Source organism: Paraburkholderia diazotrophica (genome assembly GCF_900108945.1).
In the GTDB taxonomy this organism is placed as follows: Bacteria; Pseudomonadota; Gammaproteobacteria; order Burkholderiales; family Burkholderiaceae; genus Paraburkholderia; species Paraburkholderia diazotrophica.
In genome coordinates, this window is the sequence record NZ_FNYE01000004.1 from 350,826 (window position 1) to 365,137 (window position 14,312).

Sequence of the window (14,312 nt, forward strand, 5' to 3'; positions counted from 1 at the left end):
ACTCATTCCGGCAACAACGTAGTCAACACCTTAACCGTCCGCGCCGTCGCCCCGCGATGGCGCGCAGCGAACGCCGATGCCGCCGCGCCCATCGCCGCACGGCGCGGCTTGTCCTCGAACAGCTCGCGCAGCACGCGTGCGAGACCGGCGGGATCGTCGACCTGCACGCATGCGCCCGCCGCGACGGCATCGGCTGTCGCCTGCGTGAAGTTGAACACGTGCGGCCCGATCAGCACGGGCACGCCGACGCCGCAAGCCTCGATCAGATTCTGCCCGCCCAGCGGCAACAGGCTGCCGCCGATGAACGCCACATCCGACGCCGCATAGTAAGCGCCCAGCTCGCCCATCGAATCACCGAGCAGCACCTTGACGTCGCGCGGCAAGTTTTTCGCGGCGCCCTGACCCGCAGCCACTGCGCCCGCAGGCGCCCACTCCGAACGGCGCACGCAACGCAAGCCTTTCTTCTCGACGAGCGCCGCCACTTCATTGAAACGCTGCGGATGACGCGGCACGAGAACCAGCAGCGCATCGTCGATAGCGAGCGCGTCGAGCGCCTGCAACACCAGTTCCTCTTCACCCTCGCGCGTGCTCGCCGCGACCCACACGGGACGCGTGCCGATGGCCGCGCGCCACGCATGTCCGCGCGCCGCGAGTTCGGGCGGCGTGTTCATGTCGAACTTCAGATTGCCGAGCACGGCCACGTTGCGCGCGCCCAGAGCGGAGAGCCGCGTCGCATCCGACGGACTCTGCGCGAGCACGCGCGCAAAGCCGCCGAACACGCCGCGCGTCGCGTTGCCGAACTTCGCCGCGCGACGGTACGACCGCTCCGACATCCGCGCGTTCGTCAGCACGAGCGGCACGTCCGCGCGACGGCATTCGTCGATCAGCGTCGGCCAGACTTCCGTTTCCATCACGAGACCGACGGAGGGCCGCCAGGCCTTCAGAAAACGCCGCACGGCATGCGGCATGTCATACGGCAGATAGCAGCGCAGCACGCGGTCGCCGAAGATCTGCACGCCCGTCGCGCGGCCGCTCGGCGTCATGTGCGTGAGCAGGATGCGCGCGTCGGGCCGCGCCTTGATGAGCGCGTCGATCAGCGGCTGCGCCGCGCGCGTCTCGCCCACGGACACGGCATGGACCCAGATCAGCGGTGTATCGTCTTCGGGCACGCGACCGCGCGCATAGCCGAAGCGCTCGCCGATATGCTCGCGATAGCCGCGCTCCTTGCGCGACCGGATCAAGAGCCGCAACACCGCCAGCGGCGCGATCAGCCACCACAGCGCGTTATAGACGACCCTCAGCATCGGGCTTCCACGCGCGGCGTCGCGGGCGTCATGAGCATCGCCGTGCACGTGGCGCCCGGCATCGGGTGAACGAGAGCAAGCGCGTCGTTCAAACCAGCGCCCTGCCCTTCAGGCGTTCGAGGATGCCGAGCGGCGCGCATTCCGGCTGCGCCATCGACTTGACGGGCAGGAAGAATGTCTGCTCCATCATGAACTGGCCGGACATCACCGCATGCGATGTCTGGTCCGAGAAGCACACCCACACGCTGCCTGGCGGAAACGGCATCGTCTCTTGCCGCGACGACTTCTGATAATCGAGATCGGCTTTCATCCCGTCGTGCAGATTCAGCATCAGATGGTCGTACTCGCTGCGCGGCGACTTCGTCACGTGCACCAGATTCAGCAGCCACGCGGAGCCCGGCATCTGCGGCCTGATGCGCGGCAGGAAGCGTTTCGCCATGTCCTCGAAGGGCTCGCCCACGCGCCACACGCGCGGCGTGCCGTTCGGATTGACGTTCGTGAACACGCGCAGGATGCGCTCGCCATAGTTGGGACGGGACGGGAAAGCATCGACGTGCAGGCGGCTGTCGTCCTTGCGCCACGACGTCTGACGCGTTTCCACCTGATGCAAACGCAGGCTCGTCGGCGCGACGCGCAGCTTGCCGATGTACTCGGGAAAGAGTCCGTCGACGAGCGTTCGCGCATTCGACTGGTAGCGCGCAATCAGCGCGCGCACGGCCGACTGCGTGACGGCGTCACCGAGCACGCCATGCAGCGCGCCGCCGTTCGGTTCGAGGCTGATGTTCTTGCGCTTCGGATCGGCGAGCGCGGGATCGAGCAACGCGCGCTCGCCGCCGTCGATCGCAAAAGCGAGGTTCGGGAAATACAACACCTTGCCGCGCTCGACGCCGGCGAGCAGCGTCTCGCGCGGCACGGACAGGTTCTTGCCATGCCAGTCGGCGCTTGCTACTTCGATGATCTGGGATTCGCTCATGATCGCCTTTTCAAAGCGGATGGAACCGGGCGGGCGCAACGACTAGGCACCGGGGCCGCGCCGTGTGCCCACGCCCTTCCTGCTGCGCATCGCGGCATCCGGCTGCCATGCGGGATACACGCATGGAACGCAGGACACATCAACGGAAACGGCACGCGGCCATCACGCATCGCCGCGCCGCATCAGAGCAGGCCGAACCCGGCCAGCGCGGATTTCACCTGCTGCAGCGTCGGCGGTTGGCCCGCCGTACCGAGATTCACGACGTTCGGCGACCAGTAGCCGCCCGTACGCCATGAAGTGGCGAAATTGTACAACTCGACCGTCGGCCGCTTCAGCGCGGCTGCGATGTGAACGAGACCTGTATCAACCCCGACTGTCGCGGCGGCGCCCTCGATCAGACCGACCACGGCCGGCAGCGACAGTTTCGGTGGCACGATCGCGGCCGCGCCGAACTCTTTCGCGAGACGCTCGCTCGTCGCGCGCTCGTCGTCGCTGCCCCACGGCAAAACGATCGAGGCGCCGCGCCGCACCAACGATTGCCCGAGCTCGATCCACGCGTTATCGGGCCATTGCTTGTCGGCGCGTGACGTCGCATGCACGAACACCACATACGGCACGGGCAGATTCAGTTGCGCTTCGGAGAGCGCGAGCGCCGCACGGCGCGTGTCGAGGCCGAAGTCGATGTCGTCGGTGGCCCGCGGCGCGGGGTCATCGAGCGCTGCGGCCACCAGTTGCCGCGTGCGTTCGACGACATGCGTGCGCGGCTCGATCGGCACGCGCCGGTCGTAGAAAAAACGCACGGGCCACTCGAAGCCCGCGCCGTCCGTGCGATTGCCGAGGCCGACGAGCGGCCCGCGCGCCATCTTCGCGACCCACGCGGTCTTGATGAGCCCCTGGCAGTCGATCACGAGATCGTAATTCCCGGCGGCGAGCGCGCGGCGGAATGCGCCGATCTCGCGCCAGTTGTCGATGGAGAGAATGCGCTTGCGCCACCGCCGCAGCGATACCGGGATCGCGCGCCGCACGCCGTGCACCAGTTCCACCAGCTTGACGAAGCTCTCTTCGACGAGCCAGTCGATCTGCGCGTCGGGATGGCGACGGCGAATGTCGGCGATGACGGGCATGTTGTGAACGACGTCGCCCAGCGACGACACTCTCACGATCAGTATCTTTTGCGCGCTCAAGAAAGGGAAAACGCCGGCTGATCCGGCGTCAGGGTGCGTGGAAAGGACGCAATTTTAGCGCGCCCGACGTAAATGGCATGAAAAAACGCGGCGCGGTAAGCATACCTTGCGCCGCGTCGGGTTTTGTCGCTCTGGCCGGCTATGCGCGGGCACGGCACATAGCCGCACCCGCCATTCGCCGAGGATCAGAACGGCAGTTTCGCGTCCGCTTTCTCCGCGAGGATCACGCGGCGGAAGTCTTCCTGGATGCGTTTGAGCGCCGCATCGTTGTCGGCCTCGAAGCGCATCACGACGACGGGCGTCGTGTTCGACGAACGCGCGAGGCCGAAGCCGTCCGGGTACTCCACACGCAGACCGTCGATCGTCACGACCTGATCGGCTTGCGGGAACGTCGCGCTCTTCTGCAGACGCGCGATCAGCTCGAAGTTCTCGCCTTCCTGCAGCTTCAGTTGCAGTTCCGGCGTCGAGTGCGAGTTCGGCAGGCCGTTGAGCAGCTTGCTCGGGTCCTGCACGCGCGCGAGGATTTCGAGCAGACGCGCGCCCGTGTACAGGCCGTCGTCGAAGCCATACCAGCGGTCCTTGAAGAACACGTGGCCGCTCATTTCGCCCGCGAGCGGCGCGCCCGTTTCGCGCAGCTTGGCCTTCACGAGCGAGTGGCCCGTCTTCCACATCAGCGGCTCGCCGCCCTTGTCCTTCACCCACTTCGCGAGATTGCGCGTGCACTTCACGTCATAGATGATCTGCGCGCCCTTGTTGCGCGACAGCACTTCTTCGGCGAAGAGCATCAGCTGGCGGTCCGGATAGATGATCTGGCCGTCCTTCGTGACGACGCCCAGGCGGTCGCCGTCGCCGTCGAATGCGAAGCCGATTTCGGCATCCGTTTCCTTCAGCGCACGGATCACGTCCTGCAGATTCTCCGGGTGTGCCGGGTCCGGATGATGATTCGGGAAGTTGCCGTCGATGTCCGTGAACAGCTCGACCAGTTCGCAGCCGAGCGCCTTGAAGAGGCGCGGCGCGAGACCGCCCGCTACGCCGTTGCCCGTATCGACGACGATCTTCAGCGGCCGCGCGAGCTCGATGTCGCTGACGATGCGTTCGACGTACGCATCGGCGATGTCGTAGTCCTGATAGCTGCCGCTCCCGCTCTCGAAGCGGTTATCGGTGATGCGCTTATAGAGCGCCTGGATCTGGTCGCCGTAGATGGCCGCGCCGCGCAACACCATCTTGAAGCCGTTGTAGTCGGGCGGATTGTGGCTGCCCGTCACGACGATGCAGGAATCGACACGGCGTTCGCCGCCCGCGAGGCTGAGCGGAACACTCGCCGCGAAGTAACCGACGGGCGTGGGCACCATGCCGATGTTGACCACATCGACACCCGCCGCGCGCAGGCCATCGGACAGCGCCTGAATCAATTCGGGGCCCGAGAGACGGCCATCACGCGCGACGACGACGGCATCGCCGCCCTGCGCGCGCACTTCGCTGCCGAAGGCACGGCCAATCGAACGGGCGGTCTCGGCATCCAGCGTCTTGCCGATCACTCCGCGGATGTCATATGCCTTGAATATGGATTGCGAGATCATGGATTGGCTCACTTACGTGCAATGGAAATATGTTCGACACGGCGTGGTCATGGCGCTGTGCCTTGCCGGAAGCGGTCCGGATACAACTTATAATTGCGCTTTTCAGCGACGCGTCACTGCTCCATTCTAATGCCTGGATGCGCCGCGCTCACCTGATTGCCGCATCGCACGGTCGACTGGGGACGCCAAAATACCGACAATTCGCACCATTCGAGCCCGCAGACGGACGCCATGACGATGTCAGTGCTTAAGCGTTTTGCGGATTCCGACGTCAGACGCGCTGACGCGAGCCTCTTTTCAGGTGGGTCTGCACGCGCGAGGCAAGCGTCACCGCCTATCGGCCTGTGGTGATCCGCTTCTGTGTTTGGGCGCGGACAAATCACGTGCATCCTGCTAGCCAAATACATCTGTCATCCGACCTTGCACTGGAAGTCGACGTTCTTCGCTACGAGGTCGCACACGGTGGGTCGCGCCGCCCGAAAAAAGCGCTTGACGTGCCCGATGCGATTGACATTTAATCAGCGCACCGTTCGCTCACGTCACGAGCATCGACCTATCCAGCCTCTTTTTGGGGGTTTGGGGGCGTTTTTGCCCAAAAAGGTGAAATGCTGCTCAAGGAAGTCGGCATTCACTCTTGCCTGGTTCTCTTCAAGCCTTCATTTTTGTTGTGCCTGCCTTCCGTTTGGATCCCTCGACCGGAATGGGAATTAGCACGCACCCACTGAAATAGATGCAGCCGCCAACGGCAAAGAAGCAGCCGATGCCCGAGACAGTACCCAGGAGCTCGGCAGCTTCATGCAGCCCCTCGCTGTAGATCCAGCCCGACAACGTGGGTCAGCAACGCGTCGAGAGGGACTAAACCGATTCAACATGTGAAAAGAGACGTGTTTTTGGGTAGCTTTTCGAGGCACGATGCGTGAATGCGTGATTTGATTTGCAACTACAAAACACTGTGCTAACGTAGCGCCTGTTATAGCGTCGCTGACGCATCGAAAGAACGCCTCGGGCACGGCTCCCGTAGTCCGTCTGGCGAAAACATCTTCCTGGCTGCACTCGCAGCACACCACCATGAAACGCACGCGGCTTGATCTGCGCGTGCTCCCTGCTTGCGCTCGCAACGAGCGCGGATCCTTCACGCACATTCTCTTCATCTGCTCAACGGTCGTGCGGTTTTTCGCGCGGATGCACTTTCGCGCGAGAGCAGCACACGTCACTTCTGCCTGTGAGAAGGGGCCTATCCGAAGGCATGCGTTGCTTCCCGGTGCGACCGGGATCATCCGCATGCCCCGATTGTCCGCTTGCGGACAATAGGCTTCGGTTGCCTCTTGAAACGATCGACCTCATCGATCGCTTCGGTCTGCGACGCGCCGCTCTGGCGACATCAATCCTTTCACGCCATCAAGCGCGGTCCCGGTGTGACGTACTCACCCGAGAATCCGCCCACCTCGTGCCCGCCCTCACGCGAGCCGTCATTGCCCACGTGCTGCATGCACGCGAATACGGTTGAACATCGAACGCGCCGCCATGCGACGCGCGGTCTTCAATCCGCTCCGGGCTCTCTCTTCCAAGTGCGCAGACCTTTCCACCGGTGCCAGCCGGGGACCCTCAGCTAAACCGCCTCTGCCCATCTTCTTGTACTCCCGCATGCCAGCAGATCAACGTCGCACCCTCGTTGAACCTGCCCGTTTCACTCACGTGTCCTCTTTGGACATACGGCCATCGCAACCGATGGCAACTGGGTGCCCTCATTCGCGCTCCCCGCCCGCGCATGAGGTCAAGGTACAGGCGGAACAACCAGCCACAGGAAAGGAGTGCTATGGGTCGGCGATCAAGAGGCGTTAACCATGCCGCACAGATGAGCCGCGAAGCCGGCGGAAGCAAAGATTCGCAGAAACATCGTCGCTTGCACTGGAGCGAGTTTTCGCGTTTCGCGGCCCGGATTGGTCACACGCTGGAAGCAGTCAACGAAGCGGAAGACTGGATGCTCGAGTTTTTTGTCCAGTTTCTGGTTGCGGGGGCGATGAAGCCTGGCACGCTCGCAAACTATCGGGCGTCGCTCTCAGTGATACAGGATACGGCCGGACAGGATATGTCCCGCTCAATCCGCAGCCGGACTCTCCAACTTGAGCGACGGGACCGGCATGGCAAGCACCGTGCTCGCACGCCGCAGGAGTTCAGCGAACTGCTCGCAGCGGCACAAAAGCTCGATGACGGTGTCGTGCACGTGATTCGCCTGATGCGTTGGCTGGGACTTCGTATGCGCGAAGCACTCATGTGCGGCAAGTCGCTGGAAACCTGGCGAGATCTGATCCTGCAGGGAAATCGACGCCTGCCCATCGAACGCGGCGCCAAGAACGGACGTCCGCGTCGCACGGAAGTGCTTGTGGATCACATCGAGGAAACGCTCGATGCGATCAACGCAGCGCTGGCGTTCTGCCGCAGTCGCGACTTTGAACTGATCACCGGCTGCAACGATGACCTCAAAAGCGCAAAGGCCCGCCTGAAGTCTCGCTTCGACCAGTTGCCGATGCGCAAGGAGCTCGGAAGTCACAGCCTGAGATTTACCTATGCGGTCGATTTTGCCAATGCCGCACTCGATCGCGGAATGCCGCCCGTCGAGGTACTGACCGAACTGTCGGACCGCCTTGGGCACGGTCCGTCACGCGGGAAGATGATCCTCGATGTTTACTGTTGGCAGATCCGGCACCGGTTTCCCGAAAAGATCCAGTTACCCAGCGACTTCGTACCTTTAAAGAAAACAAACAAAAGAAACCGCTCGTTGCCCGCAATGGCCAGCGCCGGCGACCTCCAGCTGGACAACGGCGCCGAACATACGCGTCGACGGCCGGCGCGCGGAGGCCGTGCTCAGGCGAATCATGCGAGGTTTCAGCGTGAGCGCAATTTTCAATAATTAGCATTACAAATCGACTAACCCCGCCCACTACGTTCCATCTGTCTAAAGGAGGTAATCAAGAAGTGTTGGAATCCAGACTCTCAGAGGAAGCGCGCATTGCGCTATCCCGGTACAGCAGCGACAAAGCAGCCCGGACACTGGTGCCTTTATGGCTCCAGTTCGAAGCTTTTTTGCAATCGCGCGGCACGTTGCCATCTTCCATCCCCGGCATTCCGGAGGAATCGCTTCGCGCCTACGCGACGTTTCTCGACTACGGGGATCGGCATGTCGATGACGCTCTGATCGCCCTGAGCGCCGTCCTTCTCGTGTGCCTGCACGCGAACTACAACGCCAGGATCTTGCGCTCCATCGTGATCCCGCGCATTCGTCGCCCCGTCCAGAATCGCCAATGGGATGCATTCCGCTTACGAACGTATCAACCGCTCGAATACTCGCAACTCGCCCGAAGTCGCAGACGTCGGGCCAGGCACGAGGCGTGTGCCAGCGATGCAGCTCGCAACGAAGACGCCGTCACGTAAGAAGCAACGCGCTTGACCATTCGATACTTCACTAACTAATCACTCTTTCAGGAACGACAATGACCCATCTGATTGTGGCTCACTTTCAAAGCTCAAACAGCGCGGCGCAAGCATCGGCCGCACAAATCCTTCACGCACAGACGGGAGGCCTACTCCTGAAACCGGGCACGCTTGACGGACAGGGAGAACACGTGAACAACAGCCAGCGTCTGACAGAAAACGAAAATGCGCTTCAGGATCACTACTGCACGATGATGACTTCCCCGCGCGGAGGCATCATCGACGTCTCGATCGAGCATCTGAATGCCATGATCGCGTTTATCCAGTTGAGGCGTCACGTTCTTACCGAACTGAAAACGATCATTGTCTCGGTGTCCCCGGATACTGCGTCACAGCAGGCCGCCGTAGAAACGCTGACGGCGATTTGCGCTGCAGGCGTGGCGCCGGCCTGCATCCGGATTCTCGCTACCGACGTCCCGGCAGATGCCCAGGTTGACGACGCCTACCCGTCAATTGTTGAATACGCCCGTGAAGCCCAGATTGCGGTAACGCCTGATGCTGTGCTCCCGGTATCAACATCTTTCGCGAAGGCTCAACAATTCAAGATGCCGATCGCCGCTGTCCTGAACCGCGCGGTCGATTTCGAAACGGAACTGACCTCGGCGCGGGTCAATGGTGCGCCTGAGAAGATCATGTATGCGCTCGCTCATAAGGTAATTGCCCAGCGCGATCTGCTGGGCACCGCCGATACGTTCAAACGCGTCGCTGGCACATTGGGACTGCCGTGCATTTCGCAGGATGAATGGCGTGCCGAATGCGCGCCCGGTACGAACCGTAAGCGCGCGAGGACAGTGGCGCTCGACTAAGTGCTCTTTAATACGGCCGCCTGGTAACGAAGTCACTGCAAGGCGGATCAACGGCCCTCTTTTACTCAAGGTCCGTTGATCCGCGCGGTTACTCATGAATACCCGAATGCCTCCCACCCTGGCTAGCGCACTCGCCTGGTTCGTCTGATCTAACTAGCAACTGACCAGATCGGCGTGAGCAAAGCCCTTGGAGTAGTCGAGCACAGAAATCACGGCCGGAGTTACACGAAATACGCACACGTCCGCCGATGTCGGCATTGGCACTGGCATTGATATCTGCTTCGGATACTTCGCCATGAGCAGGCGTAACGCCTTCTCCGCTTCGGCCTGATCGACCACAGCTTCTGCGTGCGCTGCCATCGACAGTCCCGTAATGTCCATTACCTGTGCCGTGTCGTGATCGATTGTCAGCGACACCCGATCGTCGCGCAACAGATTCGCCGCCTTCTGGCTGTCTGGGCCACAGAGGAAATAAAGCGTGAGGCCGTCGTTCGCATATCCCACCGTCGTCGCCTGCGGCCAACCGTCTGGCCTAAGGGTGGCAATCGTCATGATCCGGTGCTGGTCCAGAAGCGTTAAGATCTTGCGCCTGATCTTTTCGTCCATCTACCGCCTCCATAAAGTCGCATTAAAGTGCCTCAGGCGTGCTTCGCGCCGCCGGTGTCTGGCGACGTTACCTCCGCGCGCCCGTAGCCCGGCCGTGGAGGCAATGCGCACCTCTGCTCTCGAGCGCCAACCGATACCGCCACATGTTTAATATCGACGTCTTGCTCGGGGCTCCAATTGACGTTGGTCAAATTGTGCGGTCGAAGCGCAGTCACAATGAAGTCTTATCGCCAGCACGGCCCTCCGGATCACTTCGAGGCACTTTGCAGGCAGATCGCTCTATATGCGCAGGCGACCTGCCAGGGGAGGTCCCGTTAGTGCACACACTACGGGGAAAGTCGGGGAGGTTGTGAGCTTGCTGTCGTGCCAGGAAGAGCTTATGAGGCACATGCGTATGATCGTGACTCACTACGGTGGACCCGATGCACTCAGGGTGATTGAGGAGGAGTGCCCTGAGCCGAAGGATGGCGAGGTGCGGGTCAAAGTCCTGACTGCCGGCGTCAGCTTGCCCGACCTCATGATGCGCGAGGGCATCCATCCCGAAACGCCGCGGGTGCCTTTTACGCCGGGGTGGGACCTGGTTGGCGTAGTGGATCGGATCGGCAACGGCGTCTGGGGAATCGAATCCGGCCAGATCATCGCCGCGCTGCCGATCAGTGGTGCATACGCGCAGTATATGTGCCTGCCTTATCGCGAACTGATTCCCTTGCCCCCTGGGTTGGATGCTGCCGAAGCTGTCAGCCTCGTACTGAACTATGTCACGGCTTACCAGATGCTGCATCGTTCTGCAAAGGTCAAAGCTGGCCAGCGTGTATTGATCCACGGCGCGGCGGGCGGTGTCGGCTCGGCCCTTCTGGAACTTGGACGCCTCGCCGGACTGGAGATGTACGGTACCTGCTCATCGCACGGAGCGTCTGTCGTGTCCGACCTGGGCGGTATCCCGATTGACTATCGACAGTCCGATTTTGTCGACGAAATCCACCGGCTCACAAAAGACGGCGTAGACGTCGTCTTTGATGGGCTTGGCGGTTACCACATCTGGCGTTCCCGCGAGGCTCTTCGTCATGGCGGAACAGTCGTCGCATTTGGGCTGACTACGTCCCTACGCGGAGGGCGATTGGCTTCAGGTCGTCCGGGCGGTCGTCATCGCTTTCGTGCGATCGCCATTTTCGGTTTGTACATTGCGGGCGGCTGGCTTTTTCCAGGCCGGAAACGGGTGATTCCCTACAGCATCCAGTGGCTTAAACGGCTGAAACCGGAACAATTCCGGCAGGATCTGATTGCCCTGCTTGAACTTCTGCAACAGAGGAAGATAAAGCCACTAATCGCACAACGCATTCCCCTTGTCGAGGCACGGCGCGCGCACGAACTGTTGGGCGATGGAGGTGTGACAGGCAAAATCGTGCTCGTGTGCGATGAATCCGGTTCTCAGCAGCAAAAAGGAGAAGGGTCATAGCATATGGCAGGCAGTACGTGAGCCTTTGCCATGTTGAGCCTTGCACGCGCATCTTGAATGAGTTCAACGACGGAGGAGCGACTTCCGTCGGACGTGGGAACATCAACGGCGGCGCTCTGTCGGCTCTCGTCGGAGCGGGTTCGCCAGCTTCGGACTTCGGCTAGCGTCCCCGGTTCGCCATTCGCATGTCACGAGGTTCCAGATTTGGGACTGCAGATCGGAGCCGACTGGCGGGTGATTGGCAGAAACGTTCAGGTCGCTTGGAGTTTGGCCATCCCTGCCCGCGCTGAATGTTGACATGCCGTAGCCAATGCAGGATTGTCGAAGACCCAGTTGGCGTGCCACTTTCCCCGGTTCATGCAACGCTGAACATGCATCCTGTGTTCGCTCGGATTTCGTGCGACCTTCCTATGGTGTCGCCCTGCATTACAAACCCGGCAGGCTGCAACGATGTTCCGCTGGCAATCCGTCCCACCATCAGCCCGAGCACAAAGATGCTCGGCTGTGCATTGCAGTTGCAACGCTTGACGGCGCGAAAGTTTGTACATTTCAATGAACGGCCCTGCGTTGCCGTTCCACATTGGACATCCGCAATAGAAGCAGAGACCGGATTGACGATTGAAAGCGCGAGCGCGGTGTTGCGCGATTGACGAGGGCATAAGCGACTCCTGATTTCAGGAAGATTTCGGGAAACTTCGAAACCCGCTCGCCCTCAAGGCATGCACGGGAACCAGCCGACTCTGTCGCACTGGCACCACGTCAACTCTTCAAGAGACTGACGCACCGACTTTAGGTCTGCAGCAGTTCATGGAAGCGCTGCGGCACCTGGGCATGCAGATCGTCGTCAAGCCGATCCAGAAGTAAATCGCGCCAACGAAGTCGTCGGGTTGCCGCCCAACACATAGCCATGCGGTGCAACGACAGAGCGTGTCGACGCTCTGTGGCTGGAGCATTTTGGCCAAGGGGAAGCGCTGCCGTAAGGAGGTTAGTCGAAGACTGTCCGCCGTCTCCTCAGGGCGGACAGTCTCGCTACTGCGTTGGGGCGCTGCGCAGACAGGTGCGCATCCTGTCTACTTGAACAGCCGGTGCCAAGCTTGCCGATTGCTTGGGTTCGGGGAGGAACATCCCTATCGGGTAATCCTCACATGAGCATCAATCGTCACATGCGGTACCGGCTCGTTGGAACCAGTACTGGTGATCGCATCATGGTGCATGTCGTGCCAGATGGTGTTCGCCTTTCCCAGGAGCGTGTCCGCCTTCACGACCGCCGTAGCAATCACAGAGAGGATAGTCAAAATCCAGACTATCACCCTCAGGACCTTCAAAATGGTCCGAAAAACCGCTTCTGCTTTCAGAAACGACCCGCCTTTACTTTTCCGCTTCTGGTGCATCTGTACCTCCTGCGGGCTGGGGGTGGCTGCGTGCTCCCGCCCGGATGAGCACCCAGGGGTTGCTATAGCAACTCCCGACTGCCCACCCGACCCACCTACCCGCCAGGGAGGTAGCGATCAAAAGGGTTTGGAGGCCTTTTTGATCAACTTTTTAAAGTTATCACGCTCTCTGTTTGCGGCGATCCAGCCGCAACGATGAAGCGCTTTGAGCGCTATATGCCATTGCGCATATTGCAGAGCCTCTCCTTGCGACTTTCCTTTAGGGCGTGCAAGAAAAAAGAGCCTTCGTTCGACGTCGTCGAGACTAGTGTCGTCACGGCGCCGGTCGTAGGCTGCGCCGCGCGCGTCGATGCGTGATTGGCCGCGGCATTCTGAGCGTGCCACCGTTTTAGGTACGCGGTGATGCCCTGGCGCAGAACGTATGGTTACCGATCGTCATGCCGATGCTGGCCGCGAGCGGGGGCCGGCGTACCATCGCGTAGGCGTTCGCCTGATGGCACCGGCGTCGTGCTCAGCTGTCCGGTACCGCTCGCGATCGTGCGGGACAGCGGCCCCTTCGGATCACACGGGCGACGCCGGTGCCGTCCAGGTGCTCCAGGCAGATACACCTCGAGCGTGTGGCGACACGGCATCGCGTGGGCCTTGCCGCCCTTTTCGCGCAGACTCACCCACAGGCGCCGCTGCTGCACATAGACATGCTCCGCGCGCATCGCGAGCACCGCGCCACCCGCGCGAACGAAAACACCATCAGTGCGATCAGCGCGAGCCCCACCTGCGCGCTTACATCGACGATGTCGAGCAGCTGGCGCGCCTCGGCCGCATCGTACAGGTGACGGATAGCGGCAAGTCGCTGCTTGACGGTCGGCGCTGGCCCACGTGAGCCGCTTACGAAGCGCCGATGCCGTCGCGCATGGCCTGCGCGCGCAGGCCGCGCCCCCGGTTCGAATCGCGCATCCGGATCGATGATTCTCGCCCGTCGAGGCTGCGGTTTCCCGTCTCGCGGCCGTTCGCAATCAAGGAAATTGGGAAGGCCGGCTGCCGCACCGGATGGTGGGGACTCACCGGCGGATCGCTTTTGACGATCTGGTGAAGTACGCCAATGCCATGCGCGAGAAACAGGCTGCTGCGCTCGAACGCATGGCTGACAACGCCCGCAAACTGGGGCTGCACTACTGATCGCAGGCAACGCCCGTTATACCGCGCTGCCGGACGCGTGCGTCTTCTATCCGTTGCGATGACTGACGCGCTGATGGGAAGAATCTGCAACTGTGTCCGGTTCCGCAGGTACCGGTTAGTTGTCGTGGTATGGACAGTCGGCGACGTCCAGTGTCGAAGCGGCCGTAAGGTGAATCATCGACGTCCATAGTGCAATCCTCCCTTCGAGGGACTCCATGCATAATTTGTCCATGCCTGTCCCGTCAACGACGTGGGATTGGCGTCAGATTTGAGGGAAGTTTAGCTTCCAGTTCAGCGACGCGATCACTCAACTCGAGGATCTTTGCATTGGCTTCGTTGAGCAG

11 protein-coding genes are annotated in these 14,312 nt (G+C 61.4%); 4 read left to right on the top strand and 7 right to left on the bottom strand.

Features of this window, described 5'->3' with window-relative positions:
• Positions 1–2: 2 nt before the first annotated feature.
• The 4 genes from waaA to BMW76_RS08280 all read right to left on the bottom strand — a co-directional run bounded on the left by waaA (position 3) and on the right by BMW76_RS08280 (position 5,041).
• Entirely contained in the window at positions 3–1,304 is a 1,302-nt protein-coding gene (gene waaA, locus BMW76_RS08265; protein WP_090864646.1) for a lipid IV(A) 3-deoxy-D-manno-octulosonic acid transferase, read from the bottom strand.
• 88 nt (positions 1,305–1,392) lie between these two features.
• On the bottom strand, positions 1,393–2,277 hold the full coding sequence (locus BMW76_RS08270; protein WP_090864647.1) for a Kdo hydroxylase family protein: 885 nt from the start codon (positions 2,275–2,277) through the stop codon (positions 1,393–1,395).
• A 182-nt stretch (positions 2,278–2,459) separates the two neighbouring features.
• On the bottom strand, positions 2,460–3,461 hold the full coding sequence (gene waaC, locus BMW76_RS08275) for a lipopolysaccharide heptosyltransferase I (RefSeq protein ID WP_090864648.1): 1,002 nt from the start codon (positions 3,459–3,461) through the stop codon (positions 2,460–2,462).
• Positions 3,462–3,646: 185 nt separating this feature from the next.
• Positions 3,647–5,041 carry a phosphomannomutase/phosphoglucomutase gene (locus BMW76_RS08280; protein WP_090864649.1) on the bottom strand — a complete coding sequence of 465 codons (1,395 nt, stop codon included), beginning with the start codon at positions 5,039–5,041 and terminating at the stop codon, positions 3,647–3,649.
• Between the two features lie 1,855 nt (positions 5,042–6,896).
• Here BMW76_RS08280 and BMW76_RS08290 point away from each other — a divergent pair.
• From BMW76_RS08290 to BMW76_RS08300, 3 genes are all read left to right on the top strand, one after another.
• Positions 6,897–7,952, top strand: a complete 1,056-nt coding sequence (locus tag BMW76_RS08290) for an integrase domain-containing protein (protein ID WP_245763142.1) — start codon at positions 6,897–6,899, stop codon at positions 7,950–7,952.
• A gap of 65 nt (positions 7,953–8,017) precedes the next feature.
• Positions 8,018–8,473, top strand: a complete 456-nt coding sequence (locus tag BMW76_RS08295; RefSeq protein WP_090864651.1) for a hypothetical protein — start codon at positions 8,018–8,020, stop codon at positions 8,471–8,473.
• 59 nt (positions 8,474–8,532) lie between these two features.
• On the top strand, positions 8,533–9,339 hold the full coding sequence (locus BMW76_RS08300) for a hypothetical protein (RefSeq protein ID WP_090864652.1): 807 nt from the start codon (positions 8,533–8,535) through the stop codon (positions 9,337–9,339).
• A 153-nt stretch (positions 9,340–9,492) separates the two neighbouring features.
• Here BMW76_RS08300 and BMW76_RS08305 read toward each other — a convergent pair whose 3' ends face one another.
• Complete coding sequence (locus BMW76_RS08305) at positions 9,493–9,945, bottom strand: pyridoxamine 5'-phosphate oxidase family protein (RefSeq protein WP_090864653.1); 453 nt, start codon at positions 9,943–9,945, stop codon at positions 9,493–9,495.
• A gap of 394 nt (positions 9,946–10,339) precedes the next feature.
• On the opposite strand from BMW76_RS08305, the gene BMW76_RS08310 reads away from it, so the two are divergent.
• The gene (locus BMW76_RS08310; protein ID WP_245763143.1) at positions 10,340–11,401 is read left to right on the top strand and encodes a medium chain dehydrogenase/reductase family protein; all 1,062 of its coding nucleotides are present in this window, start codon (positions 10,340–10,342) and stop codon (positions 11,399–11,401) included.
• 1,127 nt (positions 11,402–12,528) lie between these two features.
• On the opposite strand, the gene BMW76_RS08320 is transcribed toward BMW76_RS08310, so the two are convergent.
• Together BMW76_RS08320 and BMW76_RS41045 are read right to left on the bottom strand one after the other, a co-directional pair.
• Positions 12,529–12,792: a hypothetical protein gene (locus BMW76_RS08320; RefSeq protein WP_090864655.1), complete on the bottom strand. Its 264-nt coding sequence runs from the start codon at positions 12,790–12,792 to the stop codon at positions 12,529–12,531.
• A gap of 885 nt (positions 12,793–13,677) precedes the next feature.
• Positions 13,678–13,962: a hypothetical protein gene (locus BMW76_RS41045; RefSeq protein WP_177200332.1), complete on the bottom strand. Its 285-nt coding sequence runs from the start codon at positions 13,960–13,962 to the stop codon at positions 13,678–13,680.
• Positions 13,963–14,312: the final 350 nt, after the last annotated feature.